A 14,508-nucleotide genomic window follows, 5' to 3' on the forward strand; every position below is an offset into this window, starting at 1 on the left:
GCCTAGTGATCGCCTTGCCGGACCGCAGCGCGGGCCGTAGGGTCATAGCAAGACGTACGTACGGTTTGGAGGCAGCGATGTGGGATCCGACGACCTACCTGCGCTACGGCGACGAACGGTCCCGCCCGTTCCACGACCTCGTCGCCCGCGTCCCGGCCGACCGGCCGCGCGCCGTGGTCGACCTCGGCTGCGGGCCCGGCACCCTGACCGCCACCCTTGCCGCCCGCTGGCCGGCCGCCGAGATCCGCGGCCTCGACTCGTCCCCGGAGATGATCGACCGGGCCGCCGCCCTGGCCGCCCCGGTCGAGTTCGCCGTCGGTGACGTCCGGGATTGGCGGCCCGCACCCGACGTCGACGTGGTCGTCTGCAACGCCGTGCTCCAGTGGGTGCCGGAGCACCGGGAGCTGCTCGCCCGCTGGGCCCGCGAGCTGCCCGCCGGCGCCTGGCTGGCGTTCCAGGTCCCCGGCAACTTCGACGCCCCCTCGCACCGGGCGCTGCGCGAGGTCGCCCGCCGGGACCGCTGGGCCGCCACGCTGGCGCCGCTGCTGCGTGAGACCCCGGTCGACGACGCCGTCGGGTACGCCGCGTCGCTGGCCGCCGCCGGCTGCGCGGTCGACGCCTGGGAGACTGTCTACGTGCACCTGCTGCCGGCCGACCCCGCCGCCGACCACCCGGTGCTGGCCTGGATGGAGGGGACCGCGCTGCGACCGGTCCGGGCCGCGCTGGACGCCGCCGGCTGGGCGGACTTCCGGGCCGAGCTGGGGGTACGCCTCGCCGAGGCGTACCCGGTGCGGCAGGGCCAGGTGTACTTCCCGTTCCGCCGGATCTTCACCGTCGCCCGTACCGGCGCCCGCGCAGAGGAGAACCTGTGACCGACCTGCCCACCTTCATCGCCGGGCTGCCCAAGGTGGAGCTGCACGTGCACCACGTCGGCTCCGCCTCGCCCCGCATCGTCGCCGAGCTGGCCGCCCGGCACGAGGGGCGCAGCCCGGTCCCGGCGGACCCGGCCGCGCTCGTCGACTACTTCGCGTTCCGCGACTTCGCCCACTTCATCGAGGTGTACCTCAGCGTCGTGGACCTGATCCGCGACCCGGAGGACGTCTGGATCCTCACCCACGAGGTGGCCCGCGAGCTGGCCCGCCAGCAGGTCCGGTACGCCGAACTGACCATCACCCCGTACTCGCACGTGCGCCGAGGCATCCCCGCCCCGGCGTTCTGCGAGGCGATCGAGGACGCCCGCAAGCGGGCCGAGGCCGACTTCGGCATCGCCCTGCGCTGGTGCTTCGACATCCCCGGCGAGGCCGGACTGCCGGCGGCCGAGGAGACCCTGCGGATCGCCCTGGAGGAGCGGCCGGACGGGCTGATCAGCTTCGGCCTCGGCGGCCCCGAGATCGGGGTGCCCCGGCCGCAGTTCAAGCCGTACTTCGACCAGGCCCGGGCGGCCGGGCTGCGCTCGGTGCCGCACGCGGGGGAGACCACCGGCCCGCAGACGGTCTGGGACGCCCTGCGCGACCTGGGCGCCGAGCGGATCGGGCACGGGATCTCCGCCGCCGAGGACCCGGAGCTGCTGGCGTACCTGGCCGAGCACCGGATCGCGTTGGAGGTCTGCCCGACCTCCAACGTTCGTACCCGGGCCGTGGCGCGGCTGGAGGAGCACCCGCTGCGGCGGCTGGTCGACGCCGGCGTGCTGGTCAGCATCAACTCCGACGACCCGCCGATGTTCGGCACCACCCTCAACGACGAGTACGCGGTGGCCGCCGCGCTGCTCGACGTCGGCCCCGAGGGGGTGGCCGCGCTGGCCCGGGACGGGGTGACCGCCTCGTTCCTCGAACCGGGCGAGAAGGCCCGGATCAGCGCCGAGATCGACGCCTGGTTGGCAACCGGGACGCGCTGAGCCCGCGGGGTACGTCGCGCGGCCGGGCCCAGGTCGGCCGGGCCGCGCCGGCGCTGGTCCCCGGCCGAGCATCTGGGCCCGGAGGGGGCCGGCCGAGAGCGGTTGGCGCGGCGGTCGGGGCGCGCCGGCGGCCGGCCGGCGCCGGTCCCCGCCGGAGCATCAGGGCTCCGAGGCGGCCAGTTCGAGAGCGGTCGGGGCGGTGAGCGCGACCGGTGTCGCGGCGGTCGGCGTCCGGGTGGCGGGCGGGGCGACGCCGTCCGCCAGCACCGGGTCCTGCCAGAGCGCGAGGGTGAGGGCGATACCCGCGCCGACCACGGCGGCCCAGCGCAGCAGCCGGGTCACGGACGGGCTCATCGGGCTCACCTCACGACTGTCGGTGAGAGGTGGGGCGCGCGGCGGGAGCGGGTGTGGGGGGACCGTGCCCCCGCCGCGCGCTCGGGCTCCACCGGCCGGCAGTTGTCAGGGGCGACAAGACCGGTGGAGCTGATGGGTTCTCCCTGATCCTGGCAGCGTCCGGCCGCGCCGGCGCCCGCGTTAATCCGGATCTAAGGAAGACTTGCGCCACCGCACAACCAGCGCCCGCCCGCCTCGCCGCCGAGGGCGTCCCGGTCGCCGGAACAGCGCTGCCGGTCGTGGTGGGTCAGTCGTCGGCGGGACGCTGCCGGGGCCACCGGCGCCCGCCGGTCTTCTGCTCCCGGGCCTCCCGGGCCATCCGGCCGACCAGCCCGAAGCGGTTGACCTGCCGGGGCGTCGCCTCCGGGTCGGCCAGCAGCATCACCACGCTGGCCCCGCCCAGCCGGGCCCGGTCGATGCTCACCGAACCGTTCGCCTGCAACGCCACCCGCTTGGCGATGTCCAGCCCCAGGCCGGTGGAGCCCTGGTCGCTGGCGCCCCGGCGCAGCGCCCGGTCCGGGTTGGCGATGCCGGGGCCGGCGTCGTCGATCCGGATCGCCACGTAGCCGTCCCGGCGGGAGACCGCCACCTCGAACGCCGTCCCCTGCGGGGTGTAGCGGAACACGTTGCCGATCACCGCGTCCAGCGCGGCGGCCAGCTCGGCGCGCGGCACCGGCGCGGGGATGCGCAGCTGGGCGCCGCTCACCCCGTGCGGCCGGTTCTGGTCGCCGGCCAGCGCCGCCCAGAACACCATCCGATCCCGGACCACCTCGCTGACGTCGCACTCCGCCGGCCCGGCCTCGTGCGCCACCGCCTTGCGGGTGGTCTTGATCAGCACGTCGATCTCACCCTCGAGGGTGACGATCGCCTGCCGGATGCGCCGGATCGTGCGCCGCCGGTCCAGCTCGGCCGGGCTGAACGAGCCGACGCTGGTGTCGTCGGAGTCCAACCCCTCGGCGTCCAGCCGCAGCACCGTCAGCGGCGTCCGCAGCCGGTGCGACAGGTCCGCCACCAGCTCCCGCTCGTCGGTGCGCGAGGCGACCAGCCGGTCGGCCATCCGGTTGAACGCGTACCCGGCCTCGGCCAGCTCCCGCGGGCCGCTCGGCTCGACGCGTACGCCCAGGTCGCCGTCGCCGACGGCCAGGGCAGCCTTGACCAGCCCCCGGGTGGAGTCGACCGCGCGGGCCGCCACCCGGTCCACCACGATCACGGCGGCGCCGACCAGGGCAACGGCGACGGCGGTCAGCAGCAGCCAGGTGCCGCCGGAGCCCTCGTCGAGGTCGGCCTCGGGGACGAACACCTCCACCACCGCCACCCGGCCGTCGAGCACCACCGGGTCCAACCGCAGCACCCCGCCGGAGACGTCGGTGACCACCGACCGCTTCTCCGTACGGGCCCGTTGCAGGTCCGCCTCGGCGGCCCGGCCGGCCGTCTCGTCCCCGCCCAGCCCGTGCACCACCGGCCGGGTCGCCGGGTCGTCCCCGGTGGCCTCCACGGCCCGCCGCACGGCCACCGGTTCGGTGCTGACCGCGAGCGCCCCGGTGACCAGCGCGCTGCGCCGCGCCGCGTCGGCCAGCGCCTCGTCGCGGACGTCGTCGCGCAGGCTCACCCCGAGCGGGATCAGGAACGCCAGCGCGACCAGCGCGCACATGCCGGCCGTGAGGTAGGCCAGCGCCAGCCTCAGTCCGGGGCCACCAGTCGGAAGCCCACCCCCCGCACGGTGCGCAGGTAGCGCGGCTTCGCCGCGGACTCGCCCATCTTTCGGCGTAGCCAGTACAGGTGAACGTCGATGGTCTGGTCCTCGCCGACCGACGGCTGCCGCCATACCTCCTCCAAGAGCTCCCGCCGGGACACTACCCGGCCGGGTCGTGCGGCGAGATACGCCAGCAGGTCGAATTCCTTGCGGGTCAGCGCCAGCGGCTCCCCGTCGAGCACCGCGCTGCGCTCGCCCACGTCCACCCGCAGGCCGCCCACCGTGTGCACCGCCGGCTGCACCGTCCGGCTGGCCCGGCCGACCCGGCGCAGCACGGTGGTGATCCGGGCGTCCAGGTGCGCGCCGGTGAACGGTTTGACCATGTAGTCGTCCGCGCCGCCCCGCAGCAGCCGGACCACCGACTGCTCGTCGTCGCGGGCGGTGGCGATGATGATCGGTACGTCGGTGATGCCGCGCAGCATCCGCAGCGCGTCCGAGCCGTCCAGGTCGGGCAGGCCGAGGTCGAGTACGACGAGGTCGGGGGTCTCGGCGGCGACCCGGCGCAGCGCGTCCAGCGCCGTGCCGACGGCGTGTACCGCGTGCCCCCGCTCGCTGAGGGAACGCAGCATCGCGCCGCGTACGACGTGGTCGTCTTCGACCAGGAGCACGGTGGCCACGTCAGCACCGTACTGCCCGTGGCAAGTTGATCGCGTTGCGGAGGGCTCGCGCACCGGGCAAGCTGGCACGACGATGACGTTCACCCTGTTTCCCGACACCCGGCTGGCCCTGGCCCGGGACAGTCTCACCGGTCTCTCCGTCGGCGACGCCCTCGGATCGCAGTTCTTCGTACCGGGCCGGCACCCGGACGACATGGCAGCCGGCCAGCTCCCCCCGCCGCCCTGGCAGTGGACCGACGACACCGAGATGGCCTGCTCGGTCGTCGCCGAACTCGCCGAGTACGGCGGCATCGACCGGGACCGGCTGGCGCTCGCCTTCGCCGAGCGCTGCGAGCCGTACCGGGGATACGGGCCGGGCGCGGTGACGATCCTGCGCCTGATCCGCACCGGCACGCCCTGGCCGGTGGCCGCCGCGTCGGCGTTCGACGGGGAGGGTTCCTGCGGCAACGGCGCCGCGATGCGGGTCGGGCCGCTGGGCGCCTGGTTCGCCGACTCCACCACCCGCGCGGCGGCGCAGGCCCGCGCCTCCGCCGAGGTCACCCACGCCCACCCGGAGGGGATCGCCGGCGCCGTGGCGGTGGCCGTGGCCGCCGCGCTCGCCGCCCGGGCCCGCCTGGACGGCGACCGCCCCGACCCGGCCCGGCTGCTCGCCGCGGTCGCCGCCGCGCTGGACCCGGCCGCCGAGGTGCACCGCCGGGTACGCCGCGCCGTCGGGCTGCTCGGCCGGGCGCTCCCGGCGGTCGTCGAGGCGCTCGGCAACGGCTCCCGGGTGACCGCCCAGGACACCGTGCCCTTCACCCTCTGGGTCGCCGCCACCCACCTCGACGACTACCCGGCGGCGATCCGCGCCTGCGTCGAGGCGGGCGGGGACATCGACACCACCGCCGCGATCGTCGGCGCAATCGTCGCCGCCCACACCGGGGTCGGTACGCCGGGCGGGGTGCCCGACGGCTGGCTGGCGGCGCGGGAGCCGCTGCCGGACTGGGCGCGCTGAACTCAGCGCGACCCCACCGGCTCGTCCCGCACGCCGGCGGTCGAGCGCTCGCCCTCGGGCTGCTCGTCCGTCGACGGCTCGCCGTCGGGCTGGTCGCCCTCGACGTCGTCCGCCGGCTCGGCCCGGTGCCGTGCCCGGCTCACCGCCCAGCCGACCAGGGCGCCACCGCCCAGGCCGATCAGCAGCCCGCCGCCGAGCAGCACGTCCGCGCTCGGACCGCCGTCCTCCGCGCCCGGGTCGGCCGCCGCCTCGTCCCCGCCGTCGGCCGGCGCGGCGTCCGGGCCGCCGTGGCCGTGTCCGGTCGCCGCCCCGGGGGCCGCCGGAAGCAGGGCCAGGGTCGGGGCCGGGTGCGCGCCACCGGCCGGGTCGGCCCAACGCACCACCGTGCCGTCGGAGTACGTCTGCACCAGTTCGAAGCTCATCCGGTCGGCCTGCGGCAGCGGGCCCATCGCCAGGGCGAGCCGGGCGGGGCCGGGCTGCGGCTTGCCGGCGGCCCGGGTCCAGACCACCGCGGCGGTCACCGTGGTCACCGAGGGCGCGTGGATGCCGGCCACCGGGGCGTCCAGGTCGCGGGAGGTGATCAGGGGCGCCCAGCCGTCCACCGACAACGGGTAGACCTCCCCGATCGGCGCGTCCGGGGGCAGCTTGACCTCGATCTTCTCGGTGCGCGCGCCGGGCCGCTCCTCCGGCACCACGAAGGTCAGCTCCACCGCGTCGCCCTGGCTCGCCTGCGTCGGCGTGGTCGTCACGTCCGCCGCCAGCGCCGCGCCCGGCCAGGCCAACGCCCCGGCGACCGCGGCGGCCAGCACGAGACCCGCCCACCGGCCGCCGTTGCGGGTGATCGCCATCTGTGCCCCCATCCGTCTCCACGCGGCCGGCTCCGGTTTCCGGCCACACCGGGTAGTTCGGATCGCGGGTCGGAAAGGTTCAATCCGCGCCGGCACGATCTGCGCGGCGGGCGGGACACGCGGGCCCATCCTTTCCCGACGACCGGGCGGAAACGGGCGACCGATAGCATCGCAAGGAGCCGGAACCGGCAGCATCCGTACCGTCTGCAGCTGAGGAGTCACCGTGTCCGCACCCCGTACCCCCGTCGTGGCCGACCCCGTCGTCGTCGCCGCCGGGACCACGGCGGCCGACGCGGTGGCCGCGGCCGGGCTGCCGATGGCCGGGCCGAAGGCGATCGTGGTGGTCCGCGACCCGCAGGGCGTGCTGCGCGACCTGGACTGGAAGCCGGCCGAGCAGACCAGCGTCGAGCCGGTCACCCTCGACTCGCCGGACGGGCTCAACGTGCTGCGCCACTCGACGGCGCACGTGCTCGCCCAGGCCGTGCAGGACGTCTTCCCCGAGGCCAAGCTCGGCATCGGCCCGCCCATCGAGAACGGCTTCTACTACGACTTCGCCGTCGACAAGCCGTTCCAGCCGGACGACCTGAGCAAGCTCGAGAAGCGCATGCAGGAGATCATCAAGTCCGGCCAGCGGTTCCGCCGTCGCCGCTTCAACAGCCTGGACGAGGCGAAGGCCGAGCTGGCCGCCGAGCCGTTCAAGCTGGAGCTGATCGACGTCAAGGGGGAGGGGCTGGACTCCTCCGAGGTGATGGAGGTGGGCGGCGGCGAGCTGACCATCTACGACAACCTCGCCGCGAACGAGGACAAGGTCTGCTGGTCCGACCTGTGCCGGGGGCCGCACCTGCCCACCACCCGGCTGATCGGCGCGTTCAAGCTGATGCGCTCGGCCGCCGCGTACTGGCGGGGGTCGGAGAAGAACCCGCAGCTGCAGCGGGTCTACGGCACCGCGTGGCCGACCCGGGACGAGCTGAAGGCGTACCTGAAGCTGCTCGAGGAGGCCGCCCGGCGCGACCACCGCAAGCTCGGCGCGGACCTCGACCTGTTCAGCTTCCCCGACGAGATCGGCTCGGGCCTGGCGGTCTTCCACCCCAAGGGCGGCATCATCCGCCGGGAGATGGAGAACTACTCGCGCCGCCGGCACGAGGCGGCCGGGTACGAGTTCGTCAACACCCCGCACATCACCAAGGCGCACCTGTTCGAGACCTCCGGGCACCTGCCCTACTACGCCGAGACGATGTTCCCGCCCATGCAGCTGGAGGGCGCGGACTACTACCTCAAGGCGATGAACTGCCCGATGCACAACCTGATCTTCAGGGCGCGCGGGCGGTCCTACCGCGAGCTGCCGCTGCGGCTGTTCGAGTTCGGCACGGTCTACCGGTACGAGAAGTCCGGCGTGGTGCACGGCCTGACCCGGGTCCGCGGTCTGACCCAGGACGACTCGCACATCTACTGCACCCGGGAGCAGATGCCCGGCGAGCTGTCCACCCTGCTGTCGTTCGTGCTCGACCTGCTGCGCGACTACGGCCTGGACGACTTCTACCTGGAGCTGTCCACCCGCGACGACTCGCCCAAGTTCATCGGGTCGGACGAGGACTGGGCGGAGGCGACCGAGGCGCTGCGCACCGCCGCCGAGTCGTCCGGGCTGGACCTGGTGCCCGACCCGGGCGGCGCGGCCTTCTACGGCCCGAAGATCTCGGTGCAGGCCAAGGACGCGATCGGCCGGACCTGGCAGATGTCCACCATCCAGGTCGACTTCAACCAGCCGGAGCGGTTCGGCCTGGAGTACCAGGCGGCGGACGGCAGCCGGCAGCGGCCGGTGATGATCCACCGGGCCCTCTTCGGCTCGATCGAGCGCTTCTTCGGCGTGCTCACCGAGCACTACGCGGGGGCGTTCCCGGCCTGGCTGGCCCCGGTGCAGGTGGTCGGCATCCCGATCCGCGAGGACCACACCGACTACCTGCACGGCTTCGTCGCGGCGCTGCGCGCCGAGGGGATCCGCGCCCAGGTCGACGCGGGTGACGACCGGATGCAGAAGAAGATCCGCACCGCCCAGCAGCAGAAGATCCCGTTCATGGTGATCGCCGGCGACGACGACGTGGCCGCCGGCACGGTCTCCTTCCGCTACCGGGACGGCTCGCAGCGCAACGGGGTGCCGATGGCCGAGGCGGTCGCGCACGTGCTGGACGTGGTGAGCTCCCGCTCCAACTCCGGCCCGTCCGCCCAGAGCTGACCCCACCGACTCCAAGACCCCGCGCACTTTCCGAGAAAGAGTGGCTGTTCCTCGCCGGATGGCCACCCCTTTCTCAGAAAGTGCGCGCGAGGGGGAGCGCGGGCCGGGTTCGGGTGGGCCGGTGCGGACAGGGGCACCCCCTTGCGGTGACCGTAGGATCGGCGTGTGACTGGGGCGGCGCGGCACTCTGACGACGGCACGGACATCACCGGCGACACCGGCCTGGCGGACGGGCTGGAGCGGCTCTGGACGCCGCACCGGATGACCTACATCTCCGGCGAGGACCGTCCCGAGGGTGGCTACGAGAAGCCCACCGGCTGCCCGTTCTGCCTGGCCCCCGGCCTGCCCGAGGGGGAGAGCCTGGTCGTGGCGCGCGGGGTGCACGTCTTCGCGGTGCTCAACCTCTACCCGTACAACCCGGGGCACCTGCTGGTCTGCCCGTACCGGCACGTCGCCGACTACACCGACCTGGACCCGGCGGAGACCATCGAGCTGGGCGTGTACACCCAGACCGCGATGCGGGTGGTCCGCACGGTCAGCAACGCGCACGGGTTCAACCTCGGCATGAACCAGGGCGGCGTCGCCGGCGCCGGCATCGCCGCCCACCTGCACCAGCACGTGGTGCCGCGCTGGGGCGGTGACGCGAACTTCATGCCGGTGATCGGCCGGACGAAGGTCCTGCCGCAGCTGCTCGCCGACACCCGCGACCTGTTCGCCAAGGCCTGGCCGGCCTGACCCCCACGCCGGGCCGGCTCGCGCGCCCGGCCGGGCATACGATCTTGTGCATGGCCCTGCTGCACCGCGCCACGCTGCGCCCCACGAAGCTGGAACTGCTCACCGAGTGGCTGCCCGGCCGAGGCTGGTACGACGGACCCGCCGGCGTCGAGGTGGTGCGCGTCGCGGGCTGCCGGTTCGACGACCCGGCCGGGGAGGTCGGCATCGAGACCCTGCTCGTCCGGGCCGGTGACGGGCCGGTCCACCAGGTCCCGCTCACCTACCGGGGCGCGCCGCTCGACGGCGCCGACGACTGGCTGGTGGGCACCACCGCGCACTCGGTGCTCGGCCGCCGCTGGGTCTACGACGCCTGCGGCGACCCGGTCTACGCTGCCGCGCTGGCCGCCGCGATCCTCACCGGAAGCGGTCAGGCAGAGGAGTACTTCGAGGTGGACGGCCGGCAGGAGCGGCGGGCGCCGACGATGGCCATCGACAGCAGCGGGGCCGACGATGCCGAGCTGCCCGAGGTGGGTACGCCCCGCCGGGTGGTGGACGCCGACCCGACGCTGATCGTCACCGACACCGTCGAGCTGGCGGTCGTCCGCCGCCTCGACCGCGGCACCTCGCCGGCCGGTGTCGTGCTGACCGGCACCTGGGAGGGCCAGCCGACCCCGCTGCCGCTCGCCTCCGCGCTCCGGCGCTGACGGCCGCGGTTCGTCTGCGCGATTTGGCGCTGAACGGCTGCCGTTCGTCTCCGCCCTCCGGCGCTGAACGGCTGTCGCTCGTCTCCGCTCCCGCGCTGGTGGCCGCCAGTTGCTCGCCGGGCTCGGCACCGCCATCCGGTGCGCCGTGGGTGGCCGCGCCCGCCCTGGGTCCGTGTCCCGGGCGCGGAGGGGTCAGCCGGTCACCGCCGGTCGGCGGTGCCCTCCCCGGCGTCCGCGCGGATCCGCGCGACCAGCTCCGGCCAGCTCTCCACCCGCTGCACCCCGGCCAGGTGGGCCCGGTACGCGGCCACCTCGTCCTCCCGGGGCCGCATCAGGTACCGGTGCGGCACCATGTCGAGATAGCCCAGCACCTCCAGCCGGTCGTCGACGAAGTGGGTCAGCCCGAGCTGCGCGGCGATCGGCCCCTTCTCCGGACGGGTACGGCAGAAGCGCAGCCGCTCCGGGCCGATCCCGGTGCGGGCGTGGAAGTCGTGGTGGGCCAGCCAGTCCCGGGTCCGCCGCTCGGTCGGCTCGGCGCACTTCGACACCACGTACACCTCGTCGAAGAGCGGGACGAGCGCGGCCAGCGCCTCGAACACCCCGTCCAGCGGGGGTGTCCGCAGGTAGTTGTCGCCGAAGAACGAGGTGTCCTCGTCCCCTTCGGTCAGCTCGATGATCACACCGCCGACGTCCACGCCCAGCCGTCCCATGTGGTCGATCCTCCACGACAGGTGACGTTCCCGCCCGTCTGTCGGGTGGAGGTGGCAGGATGCGGCGATGGCAGTGACGACGCGGACGTTGGGCCGCAGCGGCATCGAGGTCAGCGCCCTCGGCATGGGGTGCTGGGCGATCGGTGGCCCCTGGGCCGAGGGCGCCCGGCCGCTGGGCTGGGGCAGGGTCGACGACGAGGAGTCGGTCCGGGCCGTACGGCGGGCGCTGGACCTCGGCGTGACCCTCTTCGACACCGCCGACACGTACGGGGCCGGGCACGGCGAGCGGGTCCTCGGCCGGGCGCTCGCCGGCCGGCGGGACGAGGCCGTGATCGCCACCAAGTGGGGCTACACCTTCGAGGAGCAGACCCGCCAGGCCACCGGTGAGGACCCGTCCCCGGCGTACCTGCGCCGGGCGGTCACCGACTCGCTGCGCCGGCTGGACACCGACCGGATCGACCTGTACCAGCTGCACCTGGGCGACCTGCCGCTGCCCCGGGTGGACGCGCTGCTCGGCACCCTGGAGGACCTGGTCGCCGAGGGACTCGTCCGCGCGTACGGCTGGAGCACCGACCGGGCCGACCGGGCGGCGGCCTTCGCCGAGGCGGCACCGCACGCCACCGCCGTGCAGCACACCCTCTCCGTGCTCCGGGACACCCCGGTGATGCTGGCCGTCTGCGACAAGCACGACCTGGGCAGCGTCAACCGGAGCCCGCTCGGGATGGGGCTGCTCACCGGCAAGTACACCGCGACGTCCACGCTGCCCCGCGACGACGTACGCGGCGTCGCCCCCACCTGGCTGGAGTGGTTCCGCGGCGGGCGACCGGCGCCGGAGTGGCTGCGCCGGGTCGCGGCGGTACGTGGCGCCCTCACCGCGGACGGGCGCACCCTCAGCCAGGGCGCGCTGGGCTGGATCTGGGCGCGCAGCGCCCGCACGGTGCCGATCCCCGGCTGCCGGACGGTCGCCCAGGTCGACGAGAACGCCGCCGCGCTGCGCCTCGGCCCACTCGCCCCGGACCACTTCGCCGAGGTGGAACGTCAGCTCGCCGCCCTGCGCACCGCCGCCCTGCGCGACGCCGACCGCCCCCACTGGCCGATGCCCCCCATCCCCACCGCCCGCCCCTGACCCCTCCGCCGCCCGCCCCACCCACCCGACCCCAAGATCCGCGCACTTTTCGAGAAAGCGTGGCTATTCGGCGGGGAATAGGCACTCTTTCTCGGAAAGTGCGCGGCGCAGAGGGGCCCGGGGAGGGGTGGGTCAGGTGTGGGTGGTGTGTTCCTTGCGGGCCTGCTCGGCGAGGTGGGCGGGCATGGGCTCGTAGCGGGCGAAGTCGCGGGTGAAGGTGCCGGTGCCGTGGGTCATCGAGCGCAGCTCGACCGCGTACCGGAGCAGTTCGGTGGCGGGCACCTCGGCGCGGACCAGGGTGCGCCCGTCGGCGTCCGGGTCGGGCTCGGTGCCGAGCACTCGGCCGCGCCGGCCGGACAGGTCGCCCATCACCGGGCCGACGGAGCCGTCGGGCACCCGGATGACCACCTCGTCCACCGGCTCCAGCAGCGCCGGCTGCCCCTTCTCGGCGGCGTCGCGCAGCGCCAGCGCGCCGGCGGTCTGGAAGGCCGCGTCGGAGGAGTCGACGCTGTGCGCCTTGCCGTCGACGAGGGTGACCCGCAGGTCCACCACCGGATAGCCGGCCACCAGGCCGCGTTCCATCTGCGCCCGCACGCCCTTCTCCACCGACGGGATGTAGTTGTGCGGGACCGCCCCGCCGACCACCCGGTCGACGAACTCGAAGCCTTCGCCGCGCGGCAGCGGCTCCACCTCGATGTCGCAGACGGCGTACTGGCCGTGGCCGCCGGACTGCTTGACGTGCCGGCCGTGGCCCCGGCCACCGGCGGTCAGCGTCTCGCGCAGCGCCACCCGTACCGGCTCGGTCTCCAGCTCCACGCCGCCGCTGCGCAGCCGGTCGAGGACCACGTCGGCGTGCGCCTCGCCCATGCACCAGAGCACCAGCTGGTGGGTCTCCGGGTTGCGCTCCAGGCGCAGCGTCGGGTCGCCGGCGACCAGCCGGCCCAGGTTGCGGGCCAGGGCGTCCTCGTCGGCCCGGCTCTTCGCCACGATCGCCACCGGCAGCAGCGGCTCGGGCATCGCCCAGGGGGCGACGAGCAGCGGCTCCTCCTTGGCGGAGATGGTGTCGCCGGTCTCCGCGCTGCCCGACTTGGTGATCGCGCAGAGGTCGCCCGCCACGCAGGCGGTCACCTCGCGCAGTGTCGCGCCCAGCGGGGTGTAGATGTGCCCGACCCGCTCGTCGGCGTCGTGGTCGGGGTGCCCGCGTTCGGCCATGCCGTGCCCGGAGACGTGCACGACCTGGTCGGGGCGGAGCGTGCCGGAGAAGACCCGTACCAGCGAGACCCGGCCGACGTGCCGGTCGACGGTCGTCTTGACCACCTCGGCGACCAGCGGGCCGTCCGGGTCGCAGCTCAGCGGCGGCCGGGGCGAGCCGTCCACGCCGGTGACCGCGGGCACCTCGTGCTCCAGCGGGGACGGGAAGGCGGCCACCAGGCCGTCCAGCAGCGCGTCCAGGCCCACGCCGGTCTCCGCGCAGACCGGCACCACCGGGTAGAAGTGGCCCCGGGCGACCGCCTTCTCCAGATCGGTGATCAGCACCTCGGTGTCGATCTCCTCGCCGCCGAGGTAGCGGTCCATCAGGGTCTCGTCCTCGCTCTCGGCGATGACCCCCTCGATCAGCTCGTTGCGGGACTCCAGGATCGCCGGCAGGTGCTCCGGATCCGGCTCGCGCACGGCGGCGGGCAGCCCGGCCGAGTAGTCGAAGACCCGGCGGGTGATCAGGCCCAGCAGGCCGGCCACCGACACGCCGTCGTCGCCGAGCATCGGCAGGTAGAGCGGCAGCACGTTGTCGCCGAACACCCGCTGGCACAGCGCCACCGCCTCGTCGAAGTCGGCGCGCGGATGGTCCAGCCGGGAGACCGCGACGGCCCGCGGCATGTCCACCGCGGCGCACTCCTCCCACAGGGCGGCGGTGGCCATGTCCATCCCGTCGGCCGCGGAGACCACGAACAGCGCGGCGTCGGCGGCCCGCAGGCCGGCCCGCAGCTCGCCGACGAAGTCGCCGTACCCCGGGGTGTCCAGCAGGTTGACCTTGACGCCCTGGTGCATGAGCGGAGCGCAGGCCAGGCTCACCGAGCGCTGCTGGCGTACCGCCGCCGGGTCGTGGTCGCAGACGGTGGTGCCGTCGGTGACGCTGCCGGCCCGGCTGATCGTGCCGCTGGCGGCGAGCAGCGCCTCGACCAGGGTCGTCTTGCCCGCCCCGGAGTGCCCGACGAGCACCACGTTGCGAACCCTGCCGGGCTCGGTCACCACCGGCGCCGCGCCGGTGACACCCTTCTCCTGGTTCTTCTGCGCCATCGCGGCGCACCTCCCTCAGCCGTGATTGGTGGCGACCGCCGCTCGCGACGGGGAAGCGGGCCCGGGCGGGTGCCGCGGCGATATCCTCCGGTGCTCTCCTGGACGACGGGTACTCAGCCGGGTGGGCCGGTGAGCTGGCTCACCCCCCACACCCGATCTCACACCCGTTACCGACCCGACACAAGCCTGCGCCACGCGGGTCGGACGACCGGCTGTGTCGCCGACCGCTG

13 protein-coding genes are annotated in these 14,508 nt (G+C 74.6%); 7 read left to right on the forward strand and 6 right to left on the reverse strand.

Annotation, left to right across the window (positions count from 1 at the left end):
* The first annotated feature begins 77 nt into the window (after window positions 1-77).
* Together ACTWM8_RS11545 and ACTWM8_RS11550 are read left to right on the forward strand one after the other, a co-directional pair.
* Window positions 78-872, forward strand: a complete 795-nt coding sequence (locus ACTWM8_RS11545) for a trans-aconitate 2-methyltransferase (protein ID WP_446213810.1) — start codon at window positions 78-80, stop codon at window positions 870-872.
* The gene (locus tag ACTWM8_RS11550; RefSeq protein ID WP_446213811.1) at window positions 869-1,894 is read left to right on the forward strand and encodes an adenosine deaminase; all 1,026 of its coding nucleotides are present in this window, start codon (window positions 869-871) and stop codon (window positions 1,892-1,894) included. Before ACTWM8_RS11545 ends, ACTWM8_RS11550 begins: the two co-directional genes overlap by 4 nt.
* Before the next feature lie 159 nt (window positions 1,895-2,053).
* On the opposite strand, the gene ACTWM8_RS11555 is transcribed toward ACTWM8_RS11550, so the two are convergent.
* From ACTWM8_RS11555 to ACTWM8_RS11565, 3 genes are all read right to left on the reverse strand, one after another.
* Window positions 2,054-2,248 (reverse strand): hypothetical protein, encoded by a 195-nt coding sequence (locus tag ACTWM8_RS11555; protein WP_446213812.1) that lies wholly within the window; start codon window positions 2,246-2,248, stop codon window positions 2,054-2,056.
* Between the two features lie 286 nt (window positions 2,249-2,534).
* Window positions 2,535-3,938, reverse strand: coding sequence for a HAMP domain-containing sensor histidine kinase (locus tag ACTWM8_RS11560; RefSeq protein WP_446213813.1), 1,404 nt, complete (start codon window positions 3,936-3,938; stop codon window positions 2,535-2,537).
* A 29-nt stretch (window positions 3,939-3,967) separates the two neighbouring features.
* Window positions 3,968-4,657, reverse strand: coding sequence for a response regulator transcription factor (locus tag ACTWM8_RS11565; RefSeq protein ID WP_446213814.1), 690 nt, complete (start codon window positions 4,655-4,657; stop codon window positions 3,968-3,970).
* A gap of 73 nt (window positions 4,658-4,730) precedes the next feature.
* Between ACTWM8_RS11565 and ACTWM8_RS11570 the strand changes: the two genes are divergently transcribed.
* Entirely contained in the window at window positions 4,731-5,651 is a 921-nt protein-coding gene (locus tag ACTWM8_RS11570; RefSeq protein ID WP_446213815.1) for an ADP-ribosylglycohydrolase family protein, read from the forward strand.
* A gap of 2 nt (window positions 5,652-5,653) precedes the next feature.
* On the opposite strand, the gene ACTWM8_RS11575 is transcribed toward ACTWM8_RS11570, so the two are convergent.
* A complete protein-coding gene (locus ACTWM8_RS11575; protein ID WP_446213816.1) occupies window positions 5,654-6,511 on the reverse strand; it encodes a DUF1775 domain-containing protein in 858 nt (285 codons plus the stop codon).
* A 211-nt stretch (window positions 6,512-6,722) separates the two neighbouring features.
* Between ACTWM8_RS11575 and thrS the strand changes: the two genes are divergently transcribed.
* The 3 genes from thrS (at window position 6,723) to ACTWM8_RS11590 (ending at window position 10,147) form a co-directional block, all read left to right on the forward strand.
* Complete coding sequence (thrS, locus tag ACTWM8_RS11580; RefSeq protein WP_446213817.1) at window positions 6,723-8,729, forward strand: threonine--tRNA ligase; 2,007 nt, start codon at window positions 6,723-6,725, stop codon at window positions 8,727-8,729.
* A 165-nt stretch (window positions 8,730-8,894) separates the two neighbouring features.
* On the forward strand, window positions 8,895-9,464 hold the full coding sequence (locus ACTWM8_RS11585; protein ID WP_446213818.1) for an HIT family protein: 570 nt from the start codon (window positions 8,895-8,897) through the stop codon (window positions 9,462-9,464).
* Between the two features lie 50 nt (window positions 9,465-9,514).
* Window positions 9,515-10,147 carry a CG0192-related protein gene (locus ACTWM8_RS11590; RefSeq protein ID WP_446213819.1) on the forward strand — a complete coding sequence of 211 codons (633 nt, stop codon included), beginning with the start codon at window positions 9,515-9,517 and terminating at the stop codon, window positions 10,145-10,147.
* 200 nt (window positions 10,148-10,347) lie between these two features.
* Here ACTWM8_RS11590 and ACTWM8_RS11595 read toward each other — a convergent pair whose 3' ends face one another.
* Window positions 10,348-10,857, reverse strand: a complete 510-nt coding sequence (locus tag ACTWM8_RS11595) for a hypothetical protein (protein ID WP_446213820.1) — start codon at window positions 10,855-10,857, stop codon at window positions 10,348-10,350.
* A 67-nt stretch (window positions 10,858-10,924) separates the two neighbouring features.
* Here ACTWM8_RS11595 and ACTWM8_RS11600 point away from each other — a divergent pair, with 67 nt between their 5' ends.
* A complete protein-coding gene (locus tag ACTWM8_RS11600) occupies window positions 10,925-11,983 on the forward strand; it encodes an aldo/keto reductase (protein ID WP_446213821.1) in 1,059 nt (352 codons plus the stop codon).
* A gap of 132 nt (window positions 11,984-12,115) precedes the next feature.
* On the opposite strand, the gene ACTWM8_RS11605 is transcribed toward ACTWM8_RS11600, so the two are convergent.
* On the reverse strand, window positions 12,116-14,278 hold the full coding sequence (locus tag ACTWM8_RS11605) for an elongation factor G-like protein EF-G2 (RefSeq protein WP_446213822.1): 2,163 nt from the start codon (window positions 14,276-14,278) through the stop codon (window positions 12,116-12,118).
* Window positions 14,279-14,508: the final 230 nt, after the last annotated feature.

It is taken from the genome of Micromonospora sp. IBSANI012 (assembly GCF_052814045.1).

What these genes read in the sequence shown, in the direction of transcription:
- ACTWM8_RS11545 (WP_446213810.1), top strand. Translation starts at nt 78, where the DNA reads ATGTGGGATCCGACGACCTACCTGCGCTACGGCGACGAACGGTCCCGC.
- ACTWM8_RS11555 (WP_446213812.1), bottom strand. Translation starts at nt 2,248, where the DNA reads ATGAGCCCGTCCGTGACCCGGCTGCTGCGCTGGGCCGCCGTGGTCGGC.
- ACTWM8_RS11560 (WP_446213813.1), bottom strand. Translation starts at nt 3,938, where the DNA reads ATGTGCGCGCTGGTCGCGCTGGCGTTCCTGATCCCGCTCGGGGTGAGC.
- ACTWM8_RS11570 (WP_446213815.1), top strand. Translation starts at nt 4,731, where the DNA reads ATGACGTTCACCCTGTTTCCCGACACCCGGCTGGCCCTGGCCCGGGAC.
- ACTWM8_RS11575 (WP_446213816.1), bottom strand. Translation starts at nt 6,511, where the DNA reads ATGGGGGCACAGATGGCGATCACCCGCAACGGCGGCCGGTGGGCGGGT.
- ACTWM8_RS11590 (WP_446213819.1), top strand. Translation starts at nt 9,515, where the DNA reads ATGGCCCTGCTGCACCGCGCCACGCTGCGCCCCACGAAGCTGGAACTG.
- ACTWM8_RS11595 (WP_446213820.1), bottom strand. Translation starts at nt 10,857, where the DNA reads ATGGGACGGCTGGGCGTGGACGTCGGCGGTGTGATCATCGAGCTGACC.
- ACTWM8_RS11600 (WP_446213821.1), top strand. Translation starts at nt 10,925, where the DNA reads ATGGCAGTGACGACGCGGACGTTGGGCCGCAGCGGCATCGAGGTCAGC.
- ACTWM8_RS11605 (WP_446213822.1), bottom strand. Translation starts at nt 14,278, where the DNA reads ATGGCGCAGAAGAACCAGGAGAAGGGTGTCACCGGCGCGGCGCCGGTG.